This is a genomic window from Pseudoalteromonas sp. DL2-H2.2 (genome assembly GCF_021532535.1).
GTDB classification, from domain to species: Bacteria; Pseudomonadota; Gammaproteobacteria; order Enterobacterales; family Alteromonadaceae; genus Pseudoalteromonas; species Pseudoalteromonas rubra_A.
Genome location: NZ_JAKGBD010000011.1, coordinates 83472 through 108257 on the forward strand (window position 1 = coordinate 83472; position 24786 = coordinate 108257).

The window sequence follows — 24786 nt, forward strand, 5'->3', positions numbered from 1 at the left end:
TATGTTGTTAGTCATTGCCTGCTTGGCGATACTTTTAGTTGTGGGGATCGCGATTGGTGTGTGTATTAAGGGGACTAAATTGCACAAACCAGAGCAAAAAGTGCAGGATTTTTTTATGCGCTTTCGTGCTGAAGAAGACACCAAACAAGAATTATATGATACCGCTTATAGAATAGTGATGGACTTGGGAGAAGCTTTGGATGAAAAAGATATTATCGCCCAGTGTGATGCGGTGCGCAGTGCCCACGACAGAGCGCGCGCTTTCAGAGCCCGGGCGACCGACCAACCTATCCCAGAGTCTGTCAGCACCCCCGGGCATGGCCTCAAGGTAGTCAAATAGCTTTCTTTAAAAGCTGGCCTGCATGCGCAGGTCAGCTTGTTTTTACCTGTGCCACTAGAAAGTAATAATGGTTGATACAGCTTCTTCCTCAGCTGTTTCAATCGACATCTTTATCGTCCGCTTTTGCCAGTCTATATCCAGCATGCCATAGTTACTGCCCGACTTGTTGATCAGGTGGCGGTTGCTGGTGGTGAGGTTTGCGATGTCTTTACTGACGACACCAACCTGACCGGTCGGGATGCTTGCACCGCTGGCTGCACAGTTGCCCCATTCACCTTTTACACCATTGCCATTCTCATCGACTTCGGTATAACACCAGGGCTTGTCATGATCCTTAGTAATACACCCCTGGTAAGTCACTGCTGCATATTTAGCGGGGAATTGGCATTGTTTGGTGTAGTTGCCATCGCCTTTGGTATCGGCATAAACGGGCAGGCGTAACGGGTTTTCGATGTGATAAGGCCAGTTTTGTCCAAATCCGGAAGCCGTGACCTCATAGACTCTGGCCATTTTACCGTGCGCGTTACTGGCGGGAATATCTTTTTGTAGCAACTCACCCCAATGCTGATCGCCAGACAAGAAAATCACGGCTTTGGTATTGCCCGCATTAATTGACTTTTGCACAAGTCTTAGCAGCCGTTCACGCTCCAGCGGCACTTCAGCCCAGGATTCGTAACTGGTGCCCGACATCTCGGATTCTTGCAGGTTGCTCAGCGCTTGCTCGAACTTTTTGCCGTCGCCATAGGCACAGTAACTGCTGCGGCTACGACCTTGATATAAAGGCGGCAAAACCTGGATCCCACTGGCGATCAGTTTAATCTCTGATGGCTTGCTAAGCTCTTTTTCCAGCCATTGCCACTGCTCCTCACCCAAAATCGTGGTGCTATCGCCTTCACACTCCCCATAATTTGAAAAGGTAGGAGAGCGAAAGTAGCGGGCATCCAGCGTGATCACATGCGTCTGCTCGCCTTTTTGCCCTAGCATTTTGGCTTCATAGATTCCTGCCCGGCCATTTAGCCTGGGGTCATCGGCCGGCGCATCAAAGTGACGCAAGTATTCCTGCTGGCTTTCAGCGCGTTTAGGATAATGTTTGCCATCGTTATTGCGGCCAAAGTCGTGGTCATCCCAGGTGGCCATGACCGGGATTTTGGCTGCCAGAAATTTTTGATAGTCAAGGTTACGCTTTTTGTCATCATATTTCTGGCGCATGGTACTCATATCTGTCGTATCGGCGTAAATATTGTCACCCAGCCAGAAAAACAAGTCCGGTTTATGCCCTATCAGACGTGCCAGTGCAGCAGGCATGTCGCCTTTTGTTTTAAAGCAGGAGCCCAGTGCAACTCGATCCAGGCGCTTACTCTGTTGCGGGTGCGTGTGACTCAGCAGGGGCTCAGGTTCTTCGGTTGCACACTCTTCCCAGCTCCCTTGTTCGTCAACATAGCACCATGGCGCGCTGTGATTGCGCGTAGAGCAACCGTAAAACTGTTCGCCCTGATAGTTGGATGGAGTATTACAGCTTTTACCGGTGATGGTGGTAAATTCAGGGATTGTTTCAACCCGGACATTACCCCAGCTTGAACCATCAATAGCTTGCTTGAGATAGCACCATTGGCTACCCGAATTATTTTTATCCGTTGTGCCCTGGTAACTGGCGCTTAGATAGCTAAAGGTACTCTGACATTGATCATAATGTACTTCGGGCGCGCCGAAGGAGTGAAAGCTGCACAGTGCAGTACTGATGCTAAGCAATAAAAGTGTTTTTTTCATTATTTTACCTGGTATTAACGCAAGCTGAGCGAGATATCGCATGCATGCGGGCCTGATTTGTGTTTCCTTTGTTAGTTCGACCCAGATTATCTTTGCAAATTGCAGAGTATTGGTGCACGGGAAGCCTCTTCCTGCTGAGGAAGGCGTCATTTTAGAGACGAGATATGAAAGAATGCTTGCAGCTATGTTTCAAAATAAAGTTATGTGGGGTAGGTGTACATGATTGTTGTGTTTTATTTTGGGGCTTGTGTATTAAGTGAATTAATGCGTTATCGTAAAGTGTGAAATAACCCGCAGGGCCTGACTTTTTGTTTTTATTATGTTGATATAGATTTTTATTTGTTGAATTTTATTTTCTATGAATATTTTCATTGCTAAAAGTGAACTTATCAACCTCATGGTTAGTTGAGTCAGGTGCTGCCCAGTATTCACTTATGAACGGGCGTTTTTGTTTTTTACAAATTTTGTATTGCAAAGTTTTTTTTATTGTGATTAAACTGATTTTGATTTCAAAAGAAGGAAACTAAAAATGAAACTATCAGTTAAAAAACAAAAACTTAAAAACCTAAACGACAACATGAATATCAATGCTAAGGAAACTATGAAAATCGCCGGTGGTGGTACAGCCACTTCTGCCTTGAGTGGTTGTAGAGAAGTGCCTTGTCAACCTCACTAAATTGTATTAGCGGTCTGTTTTATTCACTCCCTTATTAGCTAAGGGGAAATAAAACGTCCAAAGGTATCTTTTATTTTTATCGGGCCATAAATGTGGCCCGATATATTTTAACTCCCCCATTCTTGCATTTCCTGTACGCTTTATTGGTCATACCTGATTGACATCAAAAACCAACCTTACATTACTAGTATCAAAGTATTAAAAGGTGTAGGTTGTTTAATGTATCAAAATAATTTGAATACCTTTAATAATAATTAATGCATGTCTCAGGCGTGGCTGTTGTGAAAACCTTCTCACCTTAGTTTTGCCCGTTTGTAATACGACATGGTGTATTAGCCACTGCTGGCGCAACGGATCTTTGAGTGCATTGACATCATTGTATTCAGGGTCACAGTGGCTGTGGTATGCATTTGCCGCTCCCCATGCCCGGAGCGGGTTTGCTTTGTGCTGTAGGAGTTCACGTGCAATTAAAAAACCGTCTGAGCATCGTTGCTGTTCTGCTTGCTGTCATTCCTTTACTTATCACCTGCTTTGTTATTGGTTTACTGGCGTATCAGGAAGGCAAAGCCGCTGTCACAAAGGAAATTGAAAATAACCTGGTGTCGCGTCGTAACGCGATGCAAACTCAGGTTGAACGTTATTTTAAAACTATTTCAGATCAGGTGGTTACACTTGCCGGCTCTACTATGGTGATTGACGCCAGCCGGGCATTTTCAGACGCATTTGCCCGTTATCCGCATGCAGGCGCTTCGCAACACGCGTTGCAACGATTCTATGAAACCCAGTTTCTTGAGCAGTACAAGCAAAAGAATCGTGGTGATAGCCTTAGCGTAAATGCGCTTATGAGCCAGCTGAGCCCGACGACACGCGCGCTGCAAGCCCAGTATATTGCGGCCAACCCGAACCCGCTGGGCAGTAAAGATCAGCTACTGGATGCCGGAGACAACAGCCCTTACAGTGCCGTGCACCGCCGGTATCACAAAGCATTACGTGAGTTTCAGGCGCGCTTTGGCTTTTACGATGTCTTTATTACTAACCCGCAGGGCGACGTGGTGTACTCGGTATTCAAAGAGCTGGATTTTGCTACGTCTCTCAGCAGCGGCCCATTTCGGGACTCAGGTTTGGCACGTGCCTATCAGGCTGCGCGCACTCAGCAGGTGCGTAAAGGACAGTTTATCGATTTTAGTCCCTATACACCGTCTTATAATGCGGCGGCAGGGTTCATTAGTTCTGCCATTCTGGCCGACGACGGTAGCTTGCTTGGCACTTTAATTTTTCAACTGCCAGTGGATGAGATTAATCGTATGCTGACGCTGGATGGTCAATGGCATGAACAGGGGCTTGGCGACAGTGGCGAGCTGTATCTGGTGAATCAGAACAAGTTGCTGCTGAACAACAGCCGTTTTTTTGTCGAAGACTCGGATGGTTTTATTGCTCAGCTTAGAGCATTTGATGTTGATAAAACCATGGTGGATAACATTGAGCAGCAGCAATCCACCATAGGCACTTTGCGGATTGACTCGCCGGGCACACGCGCGGCGCTGGCCGGACAGAGCGGTTTTGCCATCTTTCCCGACTACCGGTCGGTGTTGGTGGCGTCGGCCTTTGCGCCGCTCGATATTGACGGCTTGCACTGGGCCATTATCAGTGAGATTGACGAAAGCGAAGCCTTTGCGATGATTTCGCAGCTGAAGTATTCCGTACTTCGCTCCTCGGTATTATTTGTGTCTGTGGCAGCCATTATAGCCAGCCTGGTGGGCTTTTTTGTGGCTAACCGAGTAACACGCCCCGTGATAGCCGCCAGCAAAGCGATCCGTGGCATTGCGGATAACAACGACTTCAGGCTGCGTGCGCCCGATGAAGGTGATGATGAGATCCGCGACTTAAGCCGCTCGGTCAATAGCTTGGTTGAGCGCTTACAGCAAAACTTTGCTGACTTATTACACAGTGCCCATACGCTTAAAGAAATGTCGACGACCTTGTCTGAGCGGGTGGCGGGCCTGATTGATGGCGTGAATAAACAGTCGCTCGACTGTGAGCAATCGGCCACTGCCGGACAGCAAATGCAACATACAGTGCAAGAAGTGGCAAGCAGTGCACTAAATACCTCAGAACAAACCCAGCAGGTCAGCTCGCTGACCAGTCAGACTAATCAGCTGGTGGAGCACTGTGCTGATATCTCCGAGCAACTGGCAGAAGAGATGGATAAAGTCGGAGGCGTTATGAACGGGCTATCGTCGCAGAGTGAGCAGATAGGCAGTGTGCTGGATGTGATCCAGTCCATCGCCGAACAAACTAATTTGCTGGCGCTGAATGCGGCCATTGAAGCGGCGCGGGCAGGAGAGTCGGGGCGTGGCTTTGCGGTCGTGGCAGATGAAGTACGGGGCCTGGCACAGCGCACCCAGCAAGCAACAGAAGAAATTGAACAGATGATCAACGCCCTGCAAAATGGTGTTGGCGAGGCGCGCCAGTCGGTGCAGCAAAGCCGCGAGCGCTCTGTTGATAATGCGCAAACGTCCGAGCGGGCTAAGGACTCGTTGATGGAAGTGTCAGGTGCGATTGAGCAAATAGTGGCAATGAACACTCAGGTTGCGACCGCAGCGGAAGAGCAGTCGGCGGTAGTTGCACAGATCAGCCAGGCCATTAGTGCCATCAGTGAAGAGGCCAATGGTAACCTGGGGCGCAGTCAGGATATTGATGACCGCTCACAGCATTTGGCTAAACTGGCGGTACAATTGGACGATATCCTGGCCCGTTATCAGGTTTAGTATTTTCCTGTCGTCACGCATCACATCAAACCGCAATGTGTGCGACAGGGTTGTCCAACTTATATTCTGTTACGGGGGGGATCTTTGGCGATATAAGTGACTTCACTCACAGGATGATACTGACTGGGTTTGTCTATCTGAACAGCAGCCAGACGCTGATAGAGGTGCGGGATCAGCAAATGCGTAAAGCGCCCGCCATCATGTTGTGTGCTGTCCAGCCAGGCGTCAAGTTCAGCTGAGTTGGGTGGCAGGATAAGCGGGCTTGCTTTATCGTGATAACGGCGTAGCTTAGGATGTGCGGGCAGCGTGATCACTGAGCAGGAGTAGTGCTTTTGCCCGCTGTCCGGATGGTGCCATACCTTATATAACCCGCCTAAACACAAAGCCCCGTCTGCGGCGATAAAGTCGTAATAATGGTGTGGCTTGCCCTGCACAAACTGGGTTTCACCAAACCCTTTTACCACAATAATGCAGCGACTGTAGTGGAAAGGCCGATAGGCAGCGCTACCCTTGACATGCAACTTATCGTAACGGCTGTTAAAAGAGGTGTATTTGGATGGCTTAAACCCCTGTCCTGGTTGTGGGTCCAGTAGCAGCCACCAGGTTGCGTCGCTGAGTTGCCGCTGGCCGTTTTCTTCATGGACAATGCTGATGCTGTCAGTGGCCTTTTTAAAACGTCCAAAACGCATGCCTGCTCTGGGGTTTGCGATGCCCAGCCCTGTTAAGACCTCGATCACAAAAGGATCATCGGTGATATTTAATCGTCCACACATATTATGCTCCCGTTGTCTTTTATCACTTTAGCTAACTTCGCGTGTAACTGCTTGATCTGGATTAACTGCTTGATACTTTCTTGACGCCTGCAAAAGGCTGCCTGGTGCGTGCCATGCACAGCATGCTTGCACTTTGCTCAACAGTAATTATACTGTATAAATATACAGTTTGAGGTGTGTTATGAGCAATTTAATTGAACTACTACAGCGCCAGGATCTGGTATGGCAGGGCACCGGGCTTGCAGAGCGCCAGCAGCAAGGCGCATTGACTGCAACGGGGTTTGCTGAACTAGACAAACACCTGCAAGGCGGCTTTCCTGCCGTGGGGGTGGTCGACTTGCATACAGAGCTGGGGATCGGTGAGTTAAGACTGTTATTGCCGAGCCTGATGCAGCAAAGCGGCCTGACGGCAGTGATTTCGCCGCCGGCACGGCTAAACGCCGATGCTTTACAGCGTACAGGCATGGATACCAGTAAATTGCTGGAGATCACACCCGGATGCCCACAGGAAGCGCTGTGGGCTGCTGAGCAGTGTCTGAAAAGCGGTGCCTGTAACAGTGTGTTGCTCTGGCATGGTGAGTTACAGGTCCATCAGGTTAAGCGTTTGCAGCTGGCGGCTCAGACAGGCGAAGCGTGTTTGTACTTGTTGCGCCATGCACACCATGCTCAGGGCACCTTGCCGGTTTCTTTAAGCCTGGGGCTTAGCCCACACGCGCGTGGCCTGAATGTCACCGTTAAAAAGCGTAAAGGCGGTTGGGCGCAGGCCCAGTTTGCCCTGGACCTGTCATCGCGCTGGCCGGAACTGACCGAACACTTCCATACTCAGGGCAAGGAGATGCCACAAGCGGCGCGCCAATACCGTACAGGTAGGTAGTTACAGTGACTTTGTGGTTGTATTTACACTTTCCATCCATTCAGCTCGATAAACTGAAAATGGCAGCACAGGCACAAATCCCCGATGGAGCGCAACCTGGCGATGACCTCAGCGCATTGTCCCGGCCCTGTATTATTGTCGGAGGCCATGACAACCGAGTGATGCAGCTGGATCCGGCTGCCGCGCAGGCTGGTATTAAGGTGGGCATGGGGCTGGCCGGGGCCGCTGCACGCAGCCGCGAGTTGCTCGTGCACCCCTATGATGAAGCCGATGAAAAGCGCACGATATGTGAAATTGCACAGTGGCTGTATTTGATCACCGCAGACATAGCTTTGTTCGCCCCTCAGGGACTGTTACTGAAGGTTAGCGGTATGCTGGCCATGTATCGGGATTTGTCTCATTATCTGAGCACACTGCACGCGCACCTGGATACGCAATCATTCAGCTATCGCTTTGCCTGTGGTTATTCTCCTGAGGCAGCCCGGTTGCTGGCAGAGCACCATGGTGCCTTAGTAAGCCAGGACCCAAAAGTACTGGAAAACGCCTTGCTGGGATTGCCCTTAACGGCGTTGTCGCTGCCAGCCAAAGCGCTGGAACAATTACGCCGGGTTGGCTTTAAGACGGTGGCCGATCTGTTTGCCTTACCTTTGGTGGAGCTGGGTAAACGCTTTGACTGCGAGCTGGTGCAGTATGTGTCCCGGCTGCGCGGCAAGGTGCCTCATCCGGTGACCTTTTATCAGAGCGAGCCGGAATTTGAGCGCCATCTTCCTTTGTTATACGAGATAGAAAACCTCGACTGGTTGAACAAGCCTTTGCTCAAATTATTGGTGCAGCAGGAGCAATTTCTGCGCTTGCGCAATCGCTATGCGACACAACTCACGCTGACTTTGCATCAGCGGGATGCCGAGCCGCTGGTGTTAAGCATTGGCCGGGGAGAAGGCACAGACAGGGCCGACCTTTGGCTGACTTTGTGCGACCTTAAACTGAGTACAGTGACACTCAGTGGCCCGGTACAGGCGATAGGGCTGAAAGTAGCTCAGATGTGTCAACCCGACGAGCTGATGACAGACCTATTCGCCGAGCGACGAGGTACTATGACGCCTGCCGGTCTGGTTGCGGTGCTGCAGGCCAGGTTAGGAGAGCAGGCTGTACAGGGCGTGAAAGCCTGTGACGATCTGCGTCCAGAGCGGGCCAGCGCATATTGCACACCCCTGAGTGTGTCGGGGACACCTTTGTCGGGGACACCTTTGTCGGGGACACCTCTGTCGGATGACATGATGGCATCGTCTGTAATGCGCTATCTTCGGCCTGCCTTTTTGCTGCCAACTATTCAGCCCTTGCAGCATAAGGTGACGGTGCATCTGGGGCCTGAGCGGATCTGCACTGGCTGGTGGGATGCTCATGGGGTTGAGCGCGATTATTTTGTTGCGCAGGATCAGCAGGGGCGCTGGTTATGGGTATTCAGAGACCGCCAGCAGCGCTGGTTTTGTCATGGGATTTTTAGCTGATGGCAGTGCATAAGTCGTCTATGTTTACGCTGCCAGCTGCGCACTTGGCGGCAGAGCAATCGACGAGTCAAAGTAAAGGTGAGCCGCCGGGTGACACGCACAGAGCGGGTTATGCTGAGCTGTTTTGTCAGACTAACTTCTCGTTCTTGCAGGGGGCATCCCGGCCAGAAGAGCTGGTGCGACAGGCCGCCTTTCTCTCTTACACTGCGCTGGCGATCACCGATGAGTGCTCGCTGGCAGGCGTGGTGCGGGCACATACGCTGATCAAAAATCAACAGCTGGATTTACAACTGATAGTGGGTAGCCTGATGCGCTTTGAGACTCTCGAAGTGGTGCTACTTTGCCCGGATAAAGCCGCCTACAGTGAATTATGCCGGGTGATCACCAATGCCCGGCGGCGGGCTGAAAAAGGCCACTATCAATTAGCTGAGTGGGACTTACTCTCATTGCGCCACTGCCTGCTCATTTGGTTACCGCAAGGCTGCGAGCAGGATGCACACTGGGGCGCCTGGCTGATGCGCCATCATCAGGGCCGCAGCTGGGTTGGCATTCAGCGTCATCTGGTAAATCAGGAGCAGCGTTTTATCGCCCACTGCGAAGCACTGGCTGCCCGTTATCAGTTGCCTGTTACCGCTTGTGGCGGGGTGCTAATGCATCACAGTGAACGGCTCAGGTTACAACATACACTGACGGCGATTCGGCTTAATCAGCCGATTGAGCAGGTTAAAGGGGCGCTGCTGGTAAACGCTGAGCGAGCCCTGCGCAGCCGCGATAAGCTTGGCAAGTTGTTTAAGGCGTCCTGGCTGGCAGAGTCGTTACGCATTGCCAGGCGCTGCACATTTGATCTCGACTCACTGCGTTATCAGTATCCGGCAGAGCTGGTTCCTGAAGGGAAAACCGCGATGCAGCATTTGCGCGCTCTGGTGCAGGCCGGTCAGCAGCGGCGTTTTCCTCAGGGAGTACCTGCTGAAATTGCCCAGATCATAGATAAAGAGCTGGCATTGATTGAGGAGTTAGACTATCCCTACTTTTTCCTCACCATTCATGATCTGGTGTGCTTTGCCCGCAGTAAAGGCATTTTGTATCAGGGGCGTGGCTCGGCGGCTAATTCAGTGGTGTGCTACTGTTTGGAAATTACGGCAGTAGACCCTTGCCAGGTATCGGTATTGTTCGAGCGCTTTATCAGCAAGGAGCGTAATGAGCCACCGGACATAGATGTCGATTTTGAACACGAAAGACGCGAAGAAGTGATCCAGTACATCTATCACAAATATGGTCGTAAGCGTGCCGCACTGGCTGCAACGGTGATCAGCTATCGCTTTAAAAGTGCGCTCAGGGATGTGGGCAAGGCGCTGGGCATTGAAACCACCCAGCTGGATTACTTTATTCGTAATGTGAATCGCCGCGACCGGGGGCAAAACTGGCAAACTCAGCTGGTAGAGCTGGGTTTGCAGAGCGAGTCGCACAAAGGGCAGCAGCTTATTACCCTGGTTGAAGAAATCATGGGCTTCCCCCGCCACCTTTCTCAGCATGTGGGTGGCTTTGTGATCTCGGCAGGCCCGTTGCATGATCTGGTCCCCGTCGAAAATGCCGCGATGGCTGAGCGTACGGTGATCCAGTGGGATAAGGACGACCTGGAAAGTCTCAGGCTACTCAAAGTGGATGTCCTGGCACTGGGGATGCTCAGCGCGATCCGCAAAACATTTGCACTGATTGCCCGGCACACATCCAGACAGCTGGACCTGGCCGAGTTAACCCGCATGGGTGATGACCCTCAGGTATACAAAATGCTTCAGCGCGCAGATACCGTCGGCGTGTTTCAAATTGAATCGCGGGCACAAATGAGCATGTTACCGCGGCTAAAACCGGCCTGTTATTACGATTTAGTGATCCAGATAGCCATTGTCAGACCCGGGCCCATTCAGGGGGATATGGTGCACCCCTTTTTAAAGCGCCGTAATGGTGAGGAAGCCATTACTTATCCTTCTGAGGAGGTGAAGTCGGTCTTGTCGCGCACTATGGGCGTGCCTATTTTTCAGGAGCAGGTAATTAAACTGGCAATGGTCGCGGCTGGCTTTTCCGGTGGAGAGGCAGATCAGCTGCGCCGGGCAATGGCGTCGTGGAAAAAAAGCGGCGAGCTGATGCAGTTTAAAGAAAAGCTGATCAATGGCATGCAACAGCGCGGTTATGAGGTGAGTTTTGCCGAACGTATTTTTGAGCAGATCTGTGGCTTTGGTGAATATGGATTTCCGGAAAGTCATTCAGCGTCTTTTGCTGTGCTGGCTTATGCATCGGCCTGGTTAAAATACTACTATCCGGCGATGTTTTATACCGCCTTGCTTAATAGCCTGCCAATGGGGTTTTACAGTGCTTCTCAACTGATCCAGGACGCCAGGCGCCATCAGATAGAGGTGCTGCCGGTGTGTGTTAATGCATCCAAGTACGATCATCATATTTGTCAGCAGCAGGGTAAGTTTGCAATTCGCCTGGGCCTGCGCCTGGTCAAAGGGTTACAGCGTCACAGTGCAGAGCAGCTACTGGCTGCCCGGCCAGACAGCGGTTTTTCTGATATGTCAGCGTTACAGCGTCTTGGGCTGCCTGCTAATACATTGGAAAACCTGGCATCGGCCAATGCACTTAAAACGTTGCAGGGCGATCGTTACGCCGCGCGCTGGGCGCTGATGGATAAGGAACACACTTTGCCTTTGTTTGCCGAGCATTTAGTTGCAGAGTCGGCATCTTGTGTGTTCCAGCCGGATGACATGGACGACCTGGTGGAAGACTATGCTGCGCTGGGTCTTACTCTGGGTCAGCACCCGGTCACCTTGCTCGATAAGGCCGGTAAACTGGGGCGTTTTACGCGCATGGCGCAGCTCAGTGCCTGTCGGCATAAATCTCTGGTGACGGTTGTGGGCATTGTAACTGGTAAGCAGGCACCCGGGACTGCTGGTGGCGTGACCTTTTTTACGCTTGAAGATGACACAGGCAATATTAATGTGGTGGTATGGGCGGGAACGGCCCGGGCGCAAAAACAGGCTTACCTCAGTGCTAAACTGCTAGAAGTAAAAGGCATGGTTGAAAAAGAAGGGGAGGTGATCCATGTTATTGCTGGTCGGTTGATTGACCGCAGCGAGATACTGGGCACGTTACACAGCAAGTCACGAGATTTTCATTGAGGCAAAAAGTGAGTCAAAGCGGTGTGGAAATCAGGCACAGCAAAGGGCGCTGTGCCTGACTATAGAGCAGGCTAAGCTCTGAGCCTGAACTTGCGCACTAACTGTGCCAGCTGCTCAGCCTGTTTATTCAGCTCCTGTGCTGACAAAGCGGCAACCTGGGTATCCTGTAAGGAACTCTGGCTGGATTGCTCTATTATAGAGATGTCCTGCGCCATTTCACCGGCAACCACAGATTGTTCCTCAGTTGCAGTGGCAATCGACTGGATCATGGCGGCAATTTCAGACGCACCGCGTACAATATCATCCAACTGGGCACCCGCAGCTTCCGCCATCGAGACACTCTGGTCAACCTGAGACACGCTGTTTTGCATTGAGCTGACGGCATGTTCGGTCTGAGACTGGATTGACTGCACCGTAGAGACCACTTCCTCAGTGGCTTTTGAGGTGCGCTCCGCCAGCGTTCTGACTTCATCGGCAACCACCGCAAAACCACGCCCCTGTTCACCGGCTCGGGCAGCTTCAATAGCAGCGTTTAACGCCAGCAGGTTAGTTTGTTCCGCAATGCTGCCAATCACGCCAATCACATTACCGATTTGGCTACTCAGCTCACCCAAATGAGTCACGTTTTCAGCGGTTTTTTGCACGTTCTGCGAAGCGGTTTTGATCTTGCTGACGGTTTGCCCAACGGTATCTCCACCTCCGGACGCCAGTGTACGCGCTTGATCGGCGTGGCTTGCTGCAACCTGACTTTGCGACGCCACTTCAGAGACCGTGGCGCTCATCTCCTCTATTGCCGTGGCAACCTGAGTGGACTGGTCGGCCGACGAGCGACTACGCGAGGCGATTTGGTCATTGGCTTCGGCAATATCGTGGCTCGAAGTACGCACATCATCTACCACCTGAGCAATCGAGTGTAATAGCTCATTCAAAGAGCGAGCCATTTTGTTGGTGGCCTCTGCCAGCCCGTCAATTTCGTCCTGTCCCTTATGGGCAATGTCTCTGTCTGAGATATCACCGGCACTGATCCGCTCAGCCACGCCCAGCACCTGATTAAGTCGCGACACAATTGAACTGCTGATCATATAGGCAATGGCCATACCCAGCACGGCAGCAATCAAAGTGATCACTATGATCACAATTGAGATGGCACTCAAGCCCTCTACGAGCAAGGCTAGGGCGCTGGAGGCATCATCAATTTCTTCCTGGGCGGAGACATCCAGGATCTTCGCCACTTCCTGAATATACTTTTTGTTTAACTCATTGAGGGTGCTCGTTGCTTGCTTATATGCCTGAGGGTCATAACTTTTGAATACCGTTGCCGCTTCATCCTGGATGGTTTTGTACATCCGCTTTATCGTCGCAATATCCTGCAATTCATTGGGCTTTTGCTCCAGCGGAATAAGCAAATTTAAATACTCCTCAAAGCTGGCAGCATCATCGTTAAAGTCGGCTTCTGCATTGGCGTTACCCGTCGTGTGAGAGGTAATTGCAGCCATCATATCGCCGGCTTCATCAACCAGCTCCAGATAATAGCGTACACCGGGCAGATTATCGTTAAGCGATTCCTGTAAATCCGTCGATTGCATAGCATCGTTAAATTCCTGCTCTTTGAGCTTATCTAGCAGGGCTTCTAATTGTTCTCCGGTGGTCGACTCCAGGCGGTCAACCCGGGTTTTTATGCGCTGATAAGCATCGGGATCATAGCGCCCAAACACATCCTGGTTTACCCGCTGGTGGTATGTGGTAATGCTCTTGAGGATATGGGCCATTTTTTCCCGGTCGGCCTGTTTGGCAGACTCATAGCGGTACAATTCAGTATGTACTTCTTTGAACTTTCGAAAGACCTCATTGAATACGGATTTTTTGCTGGTATCGCCATTCATATACTCGAGCGCGGCGCTTTTTAGCTGGTGCTCGGTGTCCAGTAACCGGCTGTAAAGGATCATGCCGGGTAAGTCGTCCCCAGTGACTTCCTGTGCACGTGCCGTTTCTGTAGAGACCTTAAACCAAACCAAAGTACTGGACATCACCATCAGTACAATTAAAACACCGAAGGCTGAGTAGAGCTTATTACTGAGTTTCATAGGATCACCAAGTTTGAAAGAGGCGTCATCCATGGCGTACTTTTCATTGTGTTATCGTTCATAATTAAAGTCGTTAATTGCTAAAAGGGGCAAATTTTATCTTGTGTCTGGTGAAAAGTTGGCACTATCACGATAGTTATCCAGGCTTGATGTACCGACCTGTAGATCGTTCCAAATATTCAGATAACGTGTAGCATCCTAATACTCTGGCTTACTCTAGTAAGATATGCGTTTAGGTAATGCTAAGGTTTCGGGTAAGTGCATAGAAGAGCCTGGATTAACTTATGTCTATGTTTTTGTGAGTATATCTTTTGGGGCTATGAGATATTTAATTTGAGGAATTAAATATTTCACGTCGAGGCTGGTTGTCGATAGACTTTTTATAATATGGACTGTCTTTTTCGGCATAGTCAGGCATGGCTGCTTAGCTACAGAACCAAGCAGGCCCAGCAGCTGGCTTTACTTCAAATTTATAGATAATTTGACGGTGGCCATCACAGTTGGTGCGCTTTCCTGTCCAGGTAATCACAGCTCTAAGTGCTGTATTTAAGCGTTCGCTCACCGTTTTAGATTTCTATGCAATTTACACTTGTATGATTTTTAGATACTCTTTTCTTCGTTTTTGGACAGTGTCGCTTTTTGCCCTGCGAGTCATGTCCTACAGACAATTGATGCAAGGAAATGCAATAAAGTATCTGATTTTAAAAAATAAAATCTGTGTCCTACCTTATTTGTATCCCTTTTTAGCTACTATCATATTTGATATATAAGCTTGATGATATTTGCATGATGGAGTTGTGTGGTTATACGGTGATGCTCATTCAAACACGCTGGACTGACTGCTCCACAGTACCATCAACATACTCGTTACAGCAGAACGAAACTAACATAAATTGGTGTCAGTTAAACTGACACCGTACTCTCTTAATAAGGAAATGTAATAATGAAACGAACGTCTTATGGGTTAACCGCACTAAGTACATGTGCAGTATTAATGGCATCTACAGCCAATGCCGCTCCCCAACTTGATAGAGTCATTTTTGAATACAATGCGGGTTTACTTATACAGGAGGAGTTTAATCTGTTTGCAGATGGTAATATTTCTGATCCTGACTATCCTAACAGCGCATTGAGAATTCAACTCAATTCGGCAAAGTCCTATGAGCAAATCGGTTTTTACGACCAGATGAACACGACTTATGGTCAGGCCGTTGCCTACAACACGCTGGACAGGCGCTGGCTTAAGTTTAAGGGCAAGCTGTTGTATTTTTCAGGCGAGTCAGATGGCAGCCGTAAAGTAGATGTGATCCTATTTCGGGTGATCAACCCTGCCAACGAAGCGTCCCCGTGGGCGGAGGTAAGGGTGAGCCTGGATCAGGCCTTTGATATTGATTATGACGTGTACCCAAGTGATGATACAGCGCAAACATCACTTAATCAGCCCGTAGAAATATTTGTTAAAGCCAACGATGTGGACGTGCCTTATTATTACGGTGTTGAGATATTTAGCCGCCCGCAACATGGCTCAGTATCTGTTAATAGCGACTACTCAGTAACTTACACACCTGCTGCCGGATATACAGGTCAGGACTCGTTCCAGTACCGTATAAAGGGCAACAACTTATACGACGTTACCAGCGCTGTTGCTACTGTATCTGTACAAGTAGCACAGTAGGTTGGCTCAATAGCCAGCGACTGATATTGTCAGTTGCTGGCATTGTTTTGAGTAGCATAAACGGCACTATATTGAGCGATAGCAAATGCTTTGATTGCTGATGCGATTGGCAAATAAGGACAAAGTAATTTATATGCCATTTGCCCTCTTTTTCACGTGTAGCTGCCAATATGTGACTTGTTATAACAATGGCTGCACTGTTTAGGCTATCGACAATTAAACCAGCACGCCACACTCAAAATGAAAATAGGGTGTAGCGTCACCATTGGCTCAACTGGTCAGATGTGTTAGGGTGGGGTGTTATCTAATTCAACAGGTTACGCGTTATGGCAGCATCTTTATTAAAAACCTATAAGAAGTTTAAATGGTTGCCCTTTGGCAACTGGCTATTCAGCAAGGCGGTTTGTAATCGAGCGCCTTATTTCGGTACTATTAAACCTAAGATCACTCACCTCAGCGAAGGGCGGATCACGGCGCAAATGCCCAACAGAAAGGCCGTGCACAACCATATTGGTACTGTGCATGCGATTGCGCAGTGTAACCTTGCGGAGCTGTGTGCAGGGGTGGTGACCGATGCCAGTATTCCCTCTAAAACGCATCGCTGGATCCCCAAAGGGATGACGGTGCAGTACCTGAAAAAAGCCGATACAGAACTGCGTGCTGAAGCGACGATTTCACTCCCACGCCAGTGGCAGGATAAAGAAGAGCTGATAGTGCCGGTTGAGGTGTTCAACAGTGACGGGGTGAAGGTATTTCATGCCGATGTCACTATGTATATTTCGGCGAAAAAATAGTGACAGGCCCGCAAGCAGCGGGCCTTTTTCTATCAGAAAGTATAGCGATACTTTACTTCTGACTGGGTGTATTCCACACCATTAGTGTACTCCAGCACCACAGCGGAGCGCTGCGTAAAGCTAAAACGCAGGCCGATATTAACAAAAACACCATCGTCATCATCTGTAGAGTTATCCAGTAACTCATAGCCCGCTTGACCATAGGCGCTAATGTGTTTGGAGAAGGCATGCTCGTACTCACCGTAAAGGCGACGTGTATCTGCTGTTGAGTTAGAGCGATTAGTTGACACTTCAAACTCACCAACCTGAGCGCCAACTGCCAGGCGTTCACTGTCCGTTGAATGCAGAATGTAGCCCAAATTAAACGTCGTTTCGTCAACGTCGTATTCTCCATCACGAAGATTGTTGAAGAATGCCAGGCTGTCTGAATGCTGATCGATTTTGAGTCCCATAAAGATGCCGCTGGCAAATTCATAACTGCCCGCAATCATAAATCCTCGAGGAGTAACTGAACTCGGTGAACCATCCAGCTTGGTCTTACCATAACCCACTTCAAGGAAGCTTTTACTCAGTTCAGCGGCCTGAGAGCCTAAAGAGGCAGTAGCCAGTAGCAGGCCTAAAATATGCTTATTCAAGATATGTCCTTTGAATTACTTCGATGTGCTGTATCAAGCGAGTGTGTGACACCCGCTAGGTACTTAAAATACGCAGAAATGTACCACTCAGTGATACAAAAGTGAAATGCTAAGTCTATGTTTTGTGTTATGAAATGTTATCGGTGGCCTATTTTTGGCGAGTCATTCAGCCTTCGCTGGCTTTATCCAGTGGGGTGACATTAGATGGCTCTGCGCGATGATTTAGCTGGCCCTGGATATGCGCGCCGGCCTGAATGCTCAGTGTATCGTGTTCGATATCACCAGTCACTCTGGCGCTGGGCTCCAGCGTAACGCTGTCGGCGTTGATCCCGCCCTGAACTTGCCCGCGCACCTGCACCTGTTTGGCGATAATATTACCTTCTACAAGCCCAGATTCGCCGATGATCAGCTGAGCGACATTGAGGTCACCCGTTACTTTGCCATCTATCTGAAGTTCACCATCGCACTGGATGTTGCCTGTGATTTCGGTGTCGGGAGAAATTAGCGAGAAAGGAAATGAGTTTTTCTTTTTATTGAACACGTTTGAGCACTCTTGCCAGTTTTACAGGATTTATATGCTTTTTATCCTGTAACACCTCATAATGCAAGTGTGTACTGGTACTACGACCTGTGCTGCCCATCAGTGCAATTACGTCTGACTGCTTGACTGCCTGGCCTTTTTTCACTTTGATGGTGTGCAAATGCCCATAACGCGTGACGATACCGTTCGCATGTTGAATTTCAATAAACTTACCGTATCCGCCATTTTTACCTGCTCTACTGACCACCCCATCTGCCGGCGCAATGATCTGGGTTTTATGCCAGCCCGCCATATCAACCCCTTTGTGGTAGGCACGGCGGCCCGTGATAGGGTCTTTACGAAAGCCAAACGCGCTGGAAATATAATATTTGTCGTGCGCGACGGGCATCATTTTGGGCGTGGAGTGTAATAAGTTCTCTAGCTGATTGAGTTGTACAGAGTCATCGATTAGCTGGGTGTAGTGTTCACTCAACAGTGTGGCATCAACCTGGTGATAAGGACCACCCTGTGCGGTGTTATTGTCGGTGCTTAATGTGAGACCGGCTTCGTTAAATCCGGCCATCAACTGGCTATGGCGCGCCGAAATAATCGCTTGCAATGTGCCAAGCAAGGCGGCCTGGGCATCAATCAGCTCAGCGCTGTGCGCCTCAAACTCATGGCTGTCATTGATATCCCCGCTGATCTCCCCAGCACCAGATTGCGTGTCACTCGATTGTTGGCTTTCTGGCAGAGACACTGCTGCGTCTGCCTGCTCAGTGATGGATGTCGGCAGGGCACTGACAATTTCACTGAGTACTGTGTGTTGTTCGTTCAAAGTAGCAAGCTGAGTTTGCTGCTGTGACAGACGCTCAGCCAGTTGTTGTTTCTCTTGTGTCCAGGCCTGTTGTTGTGTCTGGAGCTGAGCTTGTAGCGCGCTGACGGTGTCTTGCTGCTTAAAAAACGCTGATGTACTGATAACTAACCAGGTGAGAGCACTACAAACCAGCACTAGCGCAATAAATTGCAACCAGCCAGGCACAACCATCAGACTAACCTGGGCATTCTGGCGCAGCATTAGCTGTTTAGGTTGAAATAATGATGTGATCAGGCGTTTGATATAGCGAAACATAACACGTAAAAATTAAAAATAACGACCCACTTTAACAATTTTTATGCAAAAAGCCAGTATTTACTTACAAAAAAAAGGTGTACTTAAGCACACCTTTGTTTTCTATAGAAAAGCTTTTGCGTTTGCGATTACTTCGCTGGCAGGATAGTGCCTTCGACAGAACCGAAGCCAATACGTGCAAAGCCGTTCGCTTCACACCAGCCACGCATAATGACCTTGTCGCCGTCTTCCAGGAACTTACGCTCTTCGCCGTTGTCCAGGGTGATGGTTTCTTTGCCGCCACGAGACAGCTCAAGCAGTGAACCCGCTTCTTCGTGCTCAGGACCAGATTGAGTACCTGAGCCCAGCATGTCGCCCGGCAGGAAGTTACAGCCGTTTACTGTGTGGTGAGTCACCATTTGTGCCACAGTCCAGTAGCTGTGCTTGAAGCTAGACTCAGACAGCTTGCTTGGGGCTGCATTGGCTTCACGCATTTTTGCGGTTTCAAGCAGTACGTCCATCTGAATATCGAAAGCACCCGATTCACGGTTTTGTGCAGACTCAAGATAGTCAAGTGGCTGAGGATCTTGCTCGTCACGGTGCCAGTTAGTACGGTACGGCGCCAGTGCTTCAGTGGTGACAATCCACGGCGATACCGTTGAGGCAAAGTTTTTCGCCAGGAACGGACCTAACGGCTGGTATTCCCAGGCTTGCAAGTCGCGGGCTGACCAGTCGTTGAACAGACAGAAACCAAAGACATGGCTTTCGGCATCTGCAATTGAGATTGAATCGCCCAGCTCATTCCCTTTACCCAGGTAGATACCCAGCTCCAGCTCATAGTCCAGGCGCTTACAAGGACCGAAAGACGGTGTATCAGCATCTGGCGCTTTAGTCTGGCCTTTCGGGCGCGGGAAGCTCTGACCAGATACATCGATTGATGAAGCACGGCCATGGTAACCGATTGGTACCCACTTGTAGTTAGGCAGCAAAGGGTTGTCCGGACGGAACAAGCTACCTACCGCTGTGGCGTGGTAGATTGAAGTATAGAAATCGGTGTAATCACCAATGTGACAAGGCAATGCATATTCAACGTCAGATTGTGCAACCAACGCCGCTTCTAATGCGCCCTGGTGCTCTGAGCCTTCACGAAGAGCACGAGACAGTGCCAGGCGCAGTGCAGACCAGTAGTTCTGACCCATTCCCATAAACTCATTCAGTTTAGGTGCATTGGCCGCTTCTACTGCATCCTGTGCTTCGCCACTGAAAATACCTGCTGCGGCAACCACAGCCAGATCCAGTACTTGATCGCCAATGGCAACGCCGCCACGGAACTCTTCAGCGCTGTCTTTGCGGCGGAATGAAGCAAATGGCAGGTTTTGAATTGGGAAATCAGTCCCGGCCTGGTTAGCGCTGGCAACCCAGCTCTTCAAATTAATGTCGTGCGTTTCGTTGATAAAAGACATGGTCTTTCCTTTTTGCAAGTTTGAGGCTGTTCTCAGATGTGGTGATAGCGTTCTGATTTTTCAATGCAACATCTGAGTCTCAGACAAATTAAACGGCAAAAGCAGCCACAAGGCATCGCCCCAAGCTGCTTTTAAATTTCTACTCTCAAAGGAGAATTAGATCACGCCGCGGCGTTCCTGATCACGCTCGATAGACTCGAACAGTGCCTGGAAGTTACCTTCACCGAAACCACCGTCGTCAACACGCTGGATCATCTCGATAAAGATAGGGCCGAATAGGTTCTTAGTGAAGATCTGTAGCAGGTAGCAATCTTCGCTCTGGCTGTCTACCAGGATCTGGTGCTCTTTGATCTTGTCACGGTCTTCTTTAACCCAAGGTACACGGTCAAAGATGGTGTCGTAGTAGTGATCAACAATGTCTAATGTTGCAATGTTAGTCTGGTCAAGTTTGTCCAGTGATGCAACCAGGTCGTTGGTCAAAAACGCCAGGTGCTGTACGCCCGGGCCATTGTACTCGTCCAGGTACTCATCGATCTGGTTGTTGTTGTCGTCTTTACCTTCGTTAATTGGAATAGAGAAGGTGCCACACGGAGATTTCAGTGCGTATGACAACAGGGCTGTCTTCTGACCTTTGATGTCGAAGTAACGAACTTCAGTAAAGCCGAATACGTCTTTGTAGAAGTTTGCCCATGTTTCCATGGTGCCTTTGTATACGTTGTTAGTCAGGTGGTCGATACGCAGGAAGCCTTTGTCCTCAACAACCACTTGCTCTTCCAAGTCAACAAAATCTTGCTCGAAGATAGAGCCTTTGTCACCGAATACATCGATGAAGTAGATCAGGCTGTCGCCGATGCCGTAGATAGCCGGGTAAGGCAAGTCTTTGTGGGTTGAATCTGTGGCTGGTTTTGCACCGCGCTCAACCGCGATTTCAAACGCTTTTTGCGCGTCTTCTACACGCCAGCCCATAGAGCAGATAGCCGGACCATGGCTCTTAGCGAACTCAGCAGAGAAACCGCCGCGCTCTTTGTTCAGCAGGAAGTGAATGTCATGCTGGTTGTAGTACAGGATGTCTTTGTCTTTGAACTTTTTCAGTTTAGAAAAACCAAAATCGGCAAAAATCTTTTCCATGTAGTCCGCATCTGGTGTTGCGTACTCGGTAAACTCAATGCCAACTAGGCCTAGAGGATTTGTTACTTCACTCATTGTCTTACTCCCGCTTAAAAGCACTGGATCGCTATTTGTTTTGTGCTGTGGATGATTAATCAAAATGGCAAAAAGGGGAAGCTATGGGCATGATTTAGCAAGCGGGTAAAATGTAAATTCTGTCGTACAAATTGTCTGGATTATACGGATTGCGTGAACAGGATAAATTTATCGATTAAAAGACCTTTTTTGTTCTTTAAAATGGATTGAACTTCGGGTGGTTTTTCAGCGGGGATTTATTTATCTATATGAAAAGTATCAACTTTAAAGTTTTTCGTTGACAGCGATATCACCTTGTTAGTAATACAGAGACAGGTACAAGAGAAGCAAAATATCGCGTTGCTGTATTGATAAGTTTACAAATGAGGGCTGAAAACAGAAAAGCCGCACAAATTTAGTGCGGCTTTTACACGAGTCAGGAATTAGAAATTACTGTCTTTCGCCAGAGATCTCTAGCTCTTTCTCAAAATAGTGCTCCTGAGTATGCGGCTCATCAGTGGTTCCTTCAGCGCCGTGCATCCAGTCAACCAGCTTGTTGCTAAGCAGGTACATTGCCAGTGCAGACAACAGCGCTGTTGCTCCCAGACCAATGAAGATGCTCATGGCATTGTTCATTGCTTCCTGGCCTTCGCCGATGAAAGAACCAACAAAACCCGCGATTTTGTTCGCAACCGCTGTACACAGGAACCACAGACCCATTAATAATGAAGCCAGGCGCAGTGGTGCTAGTTTACTGACCATAGACAGGCCAATTGGAGACAGACACAGTTCACCCAGCGTGTGGAACAGGTAGAAAAGTACCAGCCACATCATGCTGATCTGCAGGTTACCCGCATCACTGCCTTCGGTGATAAGCGCCATCATCATGGTCAAAAAACCCAGCGCCAGGAATACTAACGCGATGGCAAACTTAACCGGTGAGTTAGGCTCACGCTTGTCCAGCTTCAGCCAGATCATGGCCACCAGTGGCGCGAAGATAATAATAAAGATAGAGTTCAGAGACTGGAACCATGACGCCGGGATTTCAAAACCCATCAGCATACGGTCGGTATAATCAGCAGCAAACAGGTTCATCAGACCACCGGCCTGCTCAAAGCCCATCCAGAAGATAATACTGAAAACACTCATAGTGAAGATAACGCGGATACGGTCTTTTTCTTGACTGGTAAGCGGCTCTTTAGTGTTGCTGTTAGATTGCTGCTGAGACAGCTTGGCTGCTGGAACGACACCGATGTCGCCAAGATATTTCTGGCTTAATAGTAGTTGCATTACAACGGAGATCACCATGCCGATACCTGCGGCGATGAAACCTGCTTGCCAGTTAATTTGTGCTGCCACATAACCTGCGATAAGTGGACCCAACGCACCACCTAAGTTGATACCCATGTAGAAAATCGTGAAGGCACCGTCGCGGCGCTTATCACCTTCCTGGTACAAGTCACCAACCATAGTCGAGATGTTTGGCTTAAACAGACCGTTACCGGCACATAATAATGCCAGACCGATATAGAAAACCTGTTCTTCCATACCAGCAACCAGGCCATGCGGAATACCCATAGTAAAGTGACCTGCGGCCATCAGGATACCACCAATGATGATGGCTTTACGCTGACCCAATACGTTATCGGCTAACCAACCACCGATCAACGGGGTCAGGTAGACCGCCATGGTAAAGGTACCGTACAGGCTCAGTGCGTCGGCGTTAGTCCAGCCGAAGCCGCCATTTTGTACCTGAGCAACCAGATAAAGAACCAAGATTGCACGCATTCCGTAGTAGCCAAAGCGCTCCCACATTTCCGTGCCGAAGAGTAAGAACAGGCCTTTTGGATGGCCCAGAAACTCACCGCGATTAGGTAATGAATTCATATTATTCCCATTTCAATCAAATGTGTTGTTTTGGCCTTAATATTATCGATGCCGAAGGTACTGTTGATGACAGTATTCAGCGGCATACTTTGAACGGGTGGCCAGTCCCCAAATGATTTCCAAGTTAAGTCAGTGTTGACTAACTATTCATTAAAAGCGCGTCAGTATACCTAGTGGGATGGCGATGGGGAAGCCTTACCAGCTGGGTTAGGCGCTTTTTGTATACAAAAAAACCAGCCTGTCTGGCTGGTTTTTGCGCATATAGAGCGAATGTTCCGGTTATCGGCGCTTATCAACGGCAATAGTTGTCGACAAAGGTCAGGTCGTTAATATGCTCAGGACCTTCCATGACTAAAGTGGCAACCGCTGTGTCTGGATTCATTTGCCAGACTTGCGCGTTGCTGTTGGCTTCGCGACCAGAAACATACAGTTTGCCATCATCCGTAATCGCCAGGCCAGATGCCCAGTTTACGCCGTGCTCGCCAATCTTAGTCAGCTCCATATTGCCTTCATCCAGGGTATACAGCGCCTTGCCGGTTAAAACGTAAAGGACGTTACCGTCTGCTGAGTAAGCAATATCGCCATGGCTGAAGTCATCACCCGGGTATGACAATTTACCCAGCACAGTTTTTTCGCCGCTGGTCATGTCGAAATCATACATGTAGGTTTTACTGGTGCTACGCAGAGACACGCCATCGGGTGTAACCGCAGAGCGGTACAAAGGCCATGACTTCGTATTGGCTATGCTGTATTGCTGGTTGCCATTCAGGTCCAGCGCCCACAAGGTGGATGCTTTGGTTTTACTATTGGTTTGCTCCATAAAGTAAAGCACACCGTCTTTGCTGGCGATGTTCGACGCAGTGTGAGTCACGCCTGATACTTTGCTGTACTGACCGGCGTCAATGTCAAAGTAATAGACATAGCCACCTTCAGCCGAGCCATAATTATTAATCCCGAACAAACCTGTTACGCAGTCAGCACTAACAGAGACGCTGTCCAGTAGTGCACCGTATGAGTCTGAGTTGCCTGCACCGACAAATTTCAGGGTACTTTCGTCGCTGCTTGCAGTGACGTTAATCGTGTAGTGCTGCCAGCCACGTTGTGTGCCGTTTAGCTCTGCGATTACCTGGTCGTCCCAGTAAACGGTTGCTTTGTTGGTGGTGTTATTATTGGTAACACGTGGTGAGTAGTAGAAGCTCACGACATACTGTTTGCCCGCTTCAGTCGCAACGCTCTGGTAAGCGCTGTAGTTACGGGTTGAATCCAGCTCCAGATATTGCTCACCATCCTGAGCCTGAATAAGGCCAAGGCGGTTAGTCTGAATTTCAAACTTAGCAGAGCTGCGGTTCCAGCCGGGCAAGGTTTTAAACAGGCTCCATGAACCGTTGACGGCATTTGACTGCTCAAAAGAACCGTTGGTGATCAGGTTTTCACTGGCATTTGCAGGAAAGCTGCTGATTAGGGCGGCACTGAGGCCAAGCGCAAGAACTGATAATTTCATAGATATACTCCAGGGCTTCACTCTATTTGTGTAAATAAAATGTTATCCCTAATCA

18 protein-coding genes are annotated in these 24786 nt (G+C 49.3%); 8 read left to right on the forward strand and 10 right to left on the reverse strand.

What is annotated here, in order from left to right; all coding sequences use genetic code 11:
• Position 1 precedes the first annotated feature (1 nt).
• Positions 2-340, forward strand: a complete 339-nt coding sequence (locus tag L1285_RS17615; RefSeq protein WP_235413483.1) for a hypothetical protein — start codon at positions 2-4, stop codon at positions 338-340.
• A gap of 54 nt (positions 341-394) precedes the next feature.
• Here L1285_RS17615 and L1285_RS17620 read toward each other — a convergent pair whose 3' ends face one another.
• On the reverse strand, positions 395-2107 hold the full coding sequence (locus L1285_RS17620; RefSeq protein ID WP_235413484.1) for an alkaline phosphatase D family protein: 1713 nt from the start codon (positions 2105-2107) through the stop codon (positions 395-397).
• Between the two features lie 529 nt (positions 2108-2636).
• Here L1285_RS17620 and L1285_RS17625 point away from each other — a divergent pair.
• Entirely contained in the window at positions 2637-2783 is a 147-nt protein-coding gene (locus L1285_RS17625; protein ID WP_235413485.1) for a hypothetical protein, read from the forward strand.
• Positions 2784-3244: 461 nt separating this feature from the next.
• The gene (locus tag L1285_RS23910) at positions 3245-5551 is read left to right on the forward strand and encodes a methyl-accepting chemotaxis protein (RefSeq protein WP_235413486.1); all 2307 of its coding nucleotides are present in this window, start codon (positions 3245-3247) and stop codon (positions 5549-5551) included.
• A gap of 59 nt (positions 5552-5610) precedes the next feature.
• Here the strand turns inward: L1285_RS23910 and L1285_RS17635 are convergent, their stop codons facing one another.
• The gene (locus L1285_RS17635; protein ID WP_235413487.1) at positions 5611-6324 is read right to left on the reverse strand and encodes an SOS response-associated peptidase family protein; all 714 of its coding nucleotides are present in this window, start codon (positions 6322-6324) and stop codon (positions 5611-5613) included.
• Positions 6325-6505: 181 nt separating this feature from the next.
• Here L1285_RS17635 and imuA point away from each other — a divergent pair, with 181 nt between their 5' ends.
• Genes imuA through L1285_RS17650 form a run of 3 tightly spaced genes read left to right on the forward strand, consistent with a single transcriptional unit; the run spans position 6506 to position 11882 of the window.
• Positions 6506-7198, forward strand: coding sequence for a translesion DNA synthesis-associated protein ImuA (gene imuA, locus L1285_RS17640; protein WP_235413488.1), 693 nt, complete (start codon positions 6506-6508; stop codon positions 7196-7198).
• Positions 7199-7203: 5 nt separating this feature from the next.
• A complete protein-coding gene (locus L1285_RS17645) occupies positions 7204-8706 on the forward strand; it encodes a Y-family DNA polymerase (protein WP_235413489.1) in 1503 nt (500 codons plus the stop codon).
• Positions 8706-11882 carry an error-prone DNA polymerase gene (locus L1285_RS17650; protein ID WP_235413490.1) on the forward strand — a complete coding sequence of 1059 codons (3177 nt, stop codon included), beginning with the start codon at positions 8706-8708 and terminating at the stop codon, positions 11880-11882. The genes L1285_RS17645 and L1285_RS17650 overlap by 1 nt, the downstream gene beginning before the upstream one ends.
• Positions 11883-11953: 71 nt before the next feature.
• Here L1285_RS17650 and L1285_RS17655 read toward each other — a convergent pair whose 3' ends face one another.
• The gene (locus L1285_RS17655; RefSeq protein ID WP_235413491.1) at positions 11954-13966 is read right to left on the reverse strand and encodes a methyl-accepting chemotaxis protein; all 2013 of its coding nucleotides are present in this window, start codon (positions 13964-13966) and stop codon (positions 11954-11956) included.
• Between the two features lie 943 nt (positions 13967-14909).
• Between L1285_RS17655 and L1285_RS17660 the strand changes: the two genes are divergently transcribed.
• Positions 14910-15641: an Ig-like domain-containing protein gene (locus L1285_RS17660; protein ID WP_235413492.1), complete on the forward strand. Its 732-nt coding sequence runs from the start codon at positions 14910-14912 to the stop codon at positions 15639-15641.
• A 326-nt stretch (positions 15642-15967) separates the two neighbouring features.
• Entirely contained in the window at positions 15968-16435 is a 468-nt protein-coding gene (locus tag L1285_RS17665) for a hotdog fold domain-containing protein (protein WP_235413493.1), read from the forward strand.
• Between the two features lie 32 nt (positions 16436-16467).
• On the opposite strand, the gene L1285_RS17670 is transcribed toward L1285_RS17665, so the two are convergent.
• From L1285_RS17670 to L1285_RS17700, 7 genes are all read right to left on the reverse strand, one after another.
• Positions 16468-17070: an outer membrane beta-barrel protein gene (locus tag L1285_RS17670; protein ID WP_235413494.1), complete on the reverse strand. Its 603-nt coding sequence runs from the start codon at positions 17068-17070 to the stop codon at positions 16468-16470.
• 166 nt (positions 17071-17236) lie between these two features.
• Positions 17237-17611, reverse strand: coding sequence for a bactofilin family protein (locus L1285_RS17675; RefSeq protein ID WP_235413495.1), 375 nt, complete (start codon positions 17609-17611; stop codon positions 17237-17239).
• Positions 17601-18719: a M23 family metallopeptidase gene (locus L1285_RS17680; RefSeq protein WP_235413496.1), complete on the reverse strand. Its 1119-nt coding sequence runs from the start codon at positions 18717-18719 to the stop codon at positions 17601-17603. The genes L1285_RS17675 and L1285_RS17680 overlap by 11 nt, the downstream gene beginning before the upstream one ends.
• Positions 18720-18847: 128 nt before the next feature.
• Positions 18848-20161 carry a fumarylacetoacetase gene (gene fahA, locus L1285_RS17685; protein WP_235413497.1) on the reverse strand — a complete coding sequence of 438 codons (1314 nt, stop codon included), beginning with the start codon at positions 20159-20161 and terminating at the stop codon, positions 18848-18850.
• Positions 20162-20317: 156 nt separating this feature from the next.
• Positions 20318-21364: a 4-hydroxyphenylpyruvate dioxygenase gene (gene hppD / locus L1285_RS17690; protein WP_046005648.1), complete on the reverse strand. Its 1047-nt coding sequence runs from the start codon at positions 21362-21364 to the stop codon at positions 20318-20320.
• A 429-nt stretch (positions 21365-21793) separates the two neighbouring features.
• Complete coding sequence (locus L1285_RS17695) at positions 21794-23230, reverse strand: peptide MFS transporter (protein ID WP_235413498.1); 1437 nt, start codon at positions 23228-23230, stop codon at positions 21794-21796.
• Between the two features lie 292 nt (positions 23231-23522).
• The gene (locus tag L1285_RS17700; protein ID WP_235413500.1) at positions 23523-24731 is read right to left on the reverse strand and encodes a DUF642 domain-containing protein; all 1209 of its coding nucleotides are present in this window, start codon (positions 24729-24731) and stop codon (positions 23523-23525) included.
• Positions 24732-24786 lie beyond the last annotated feature (55 nt).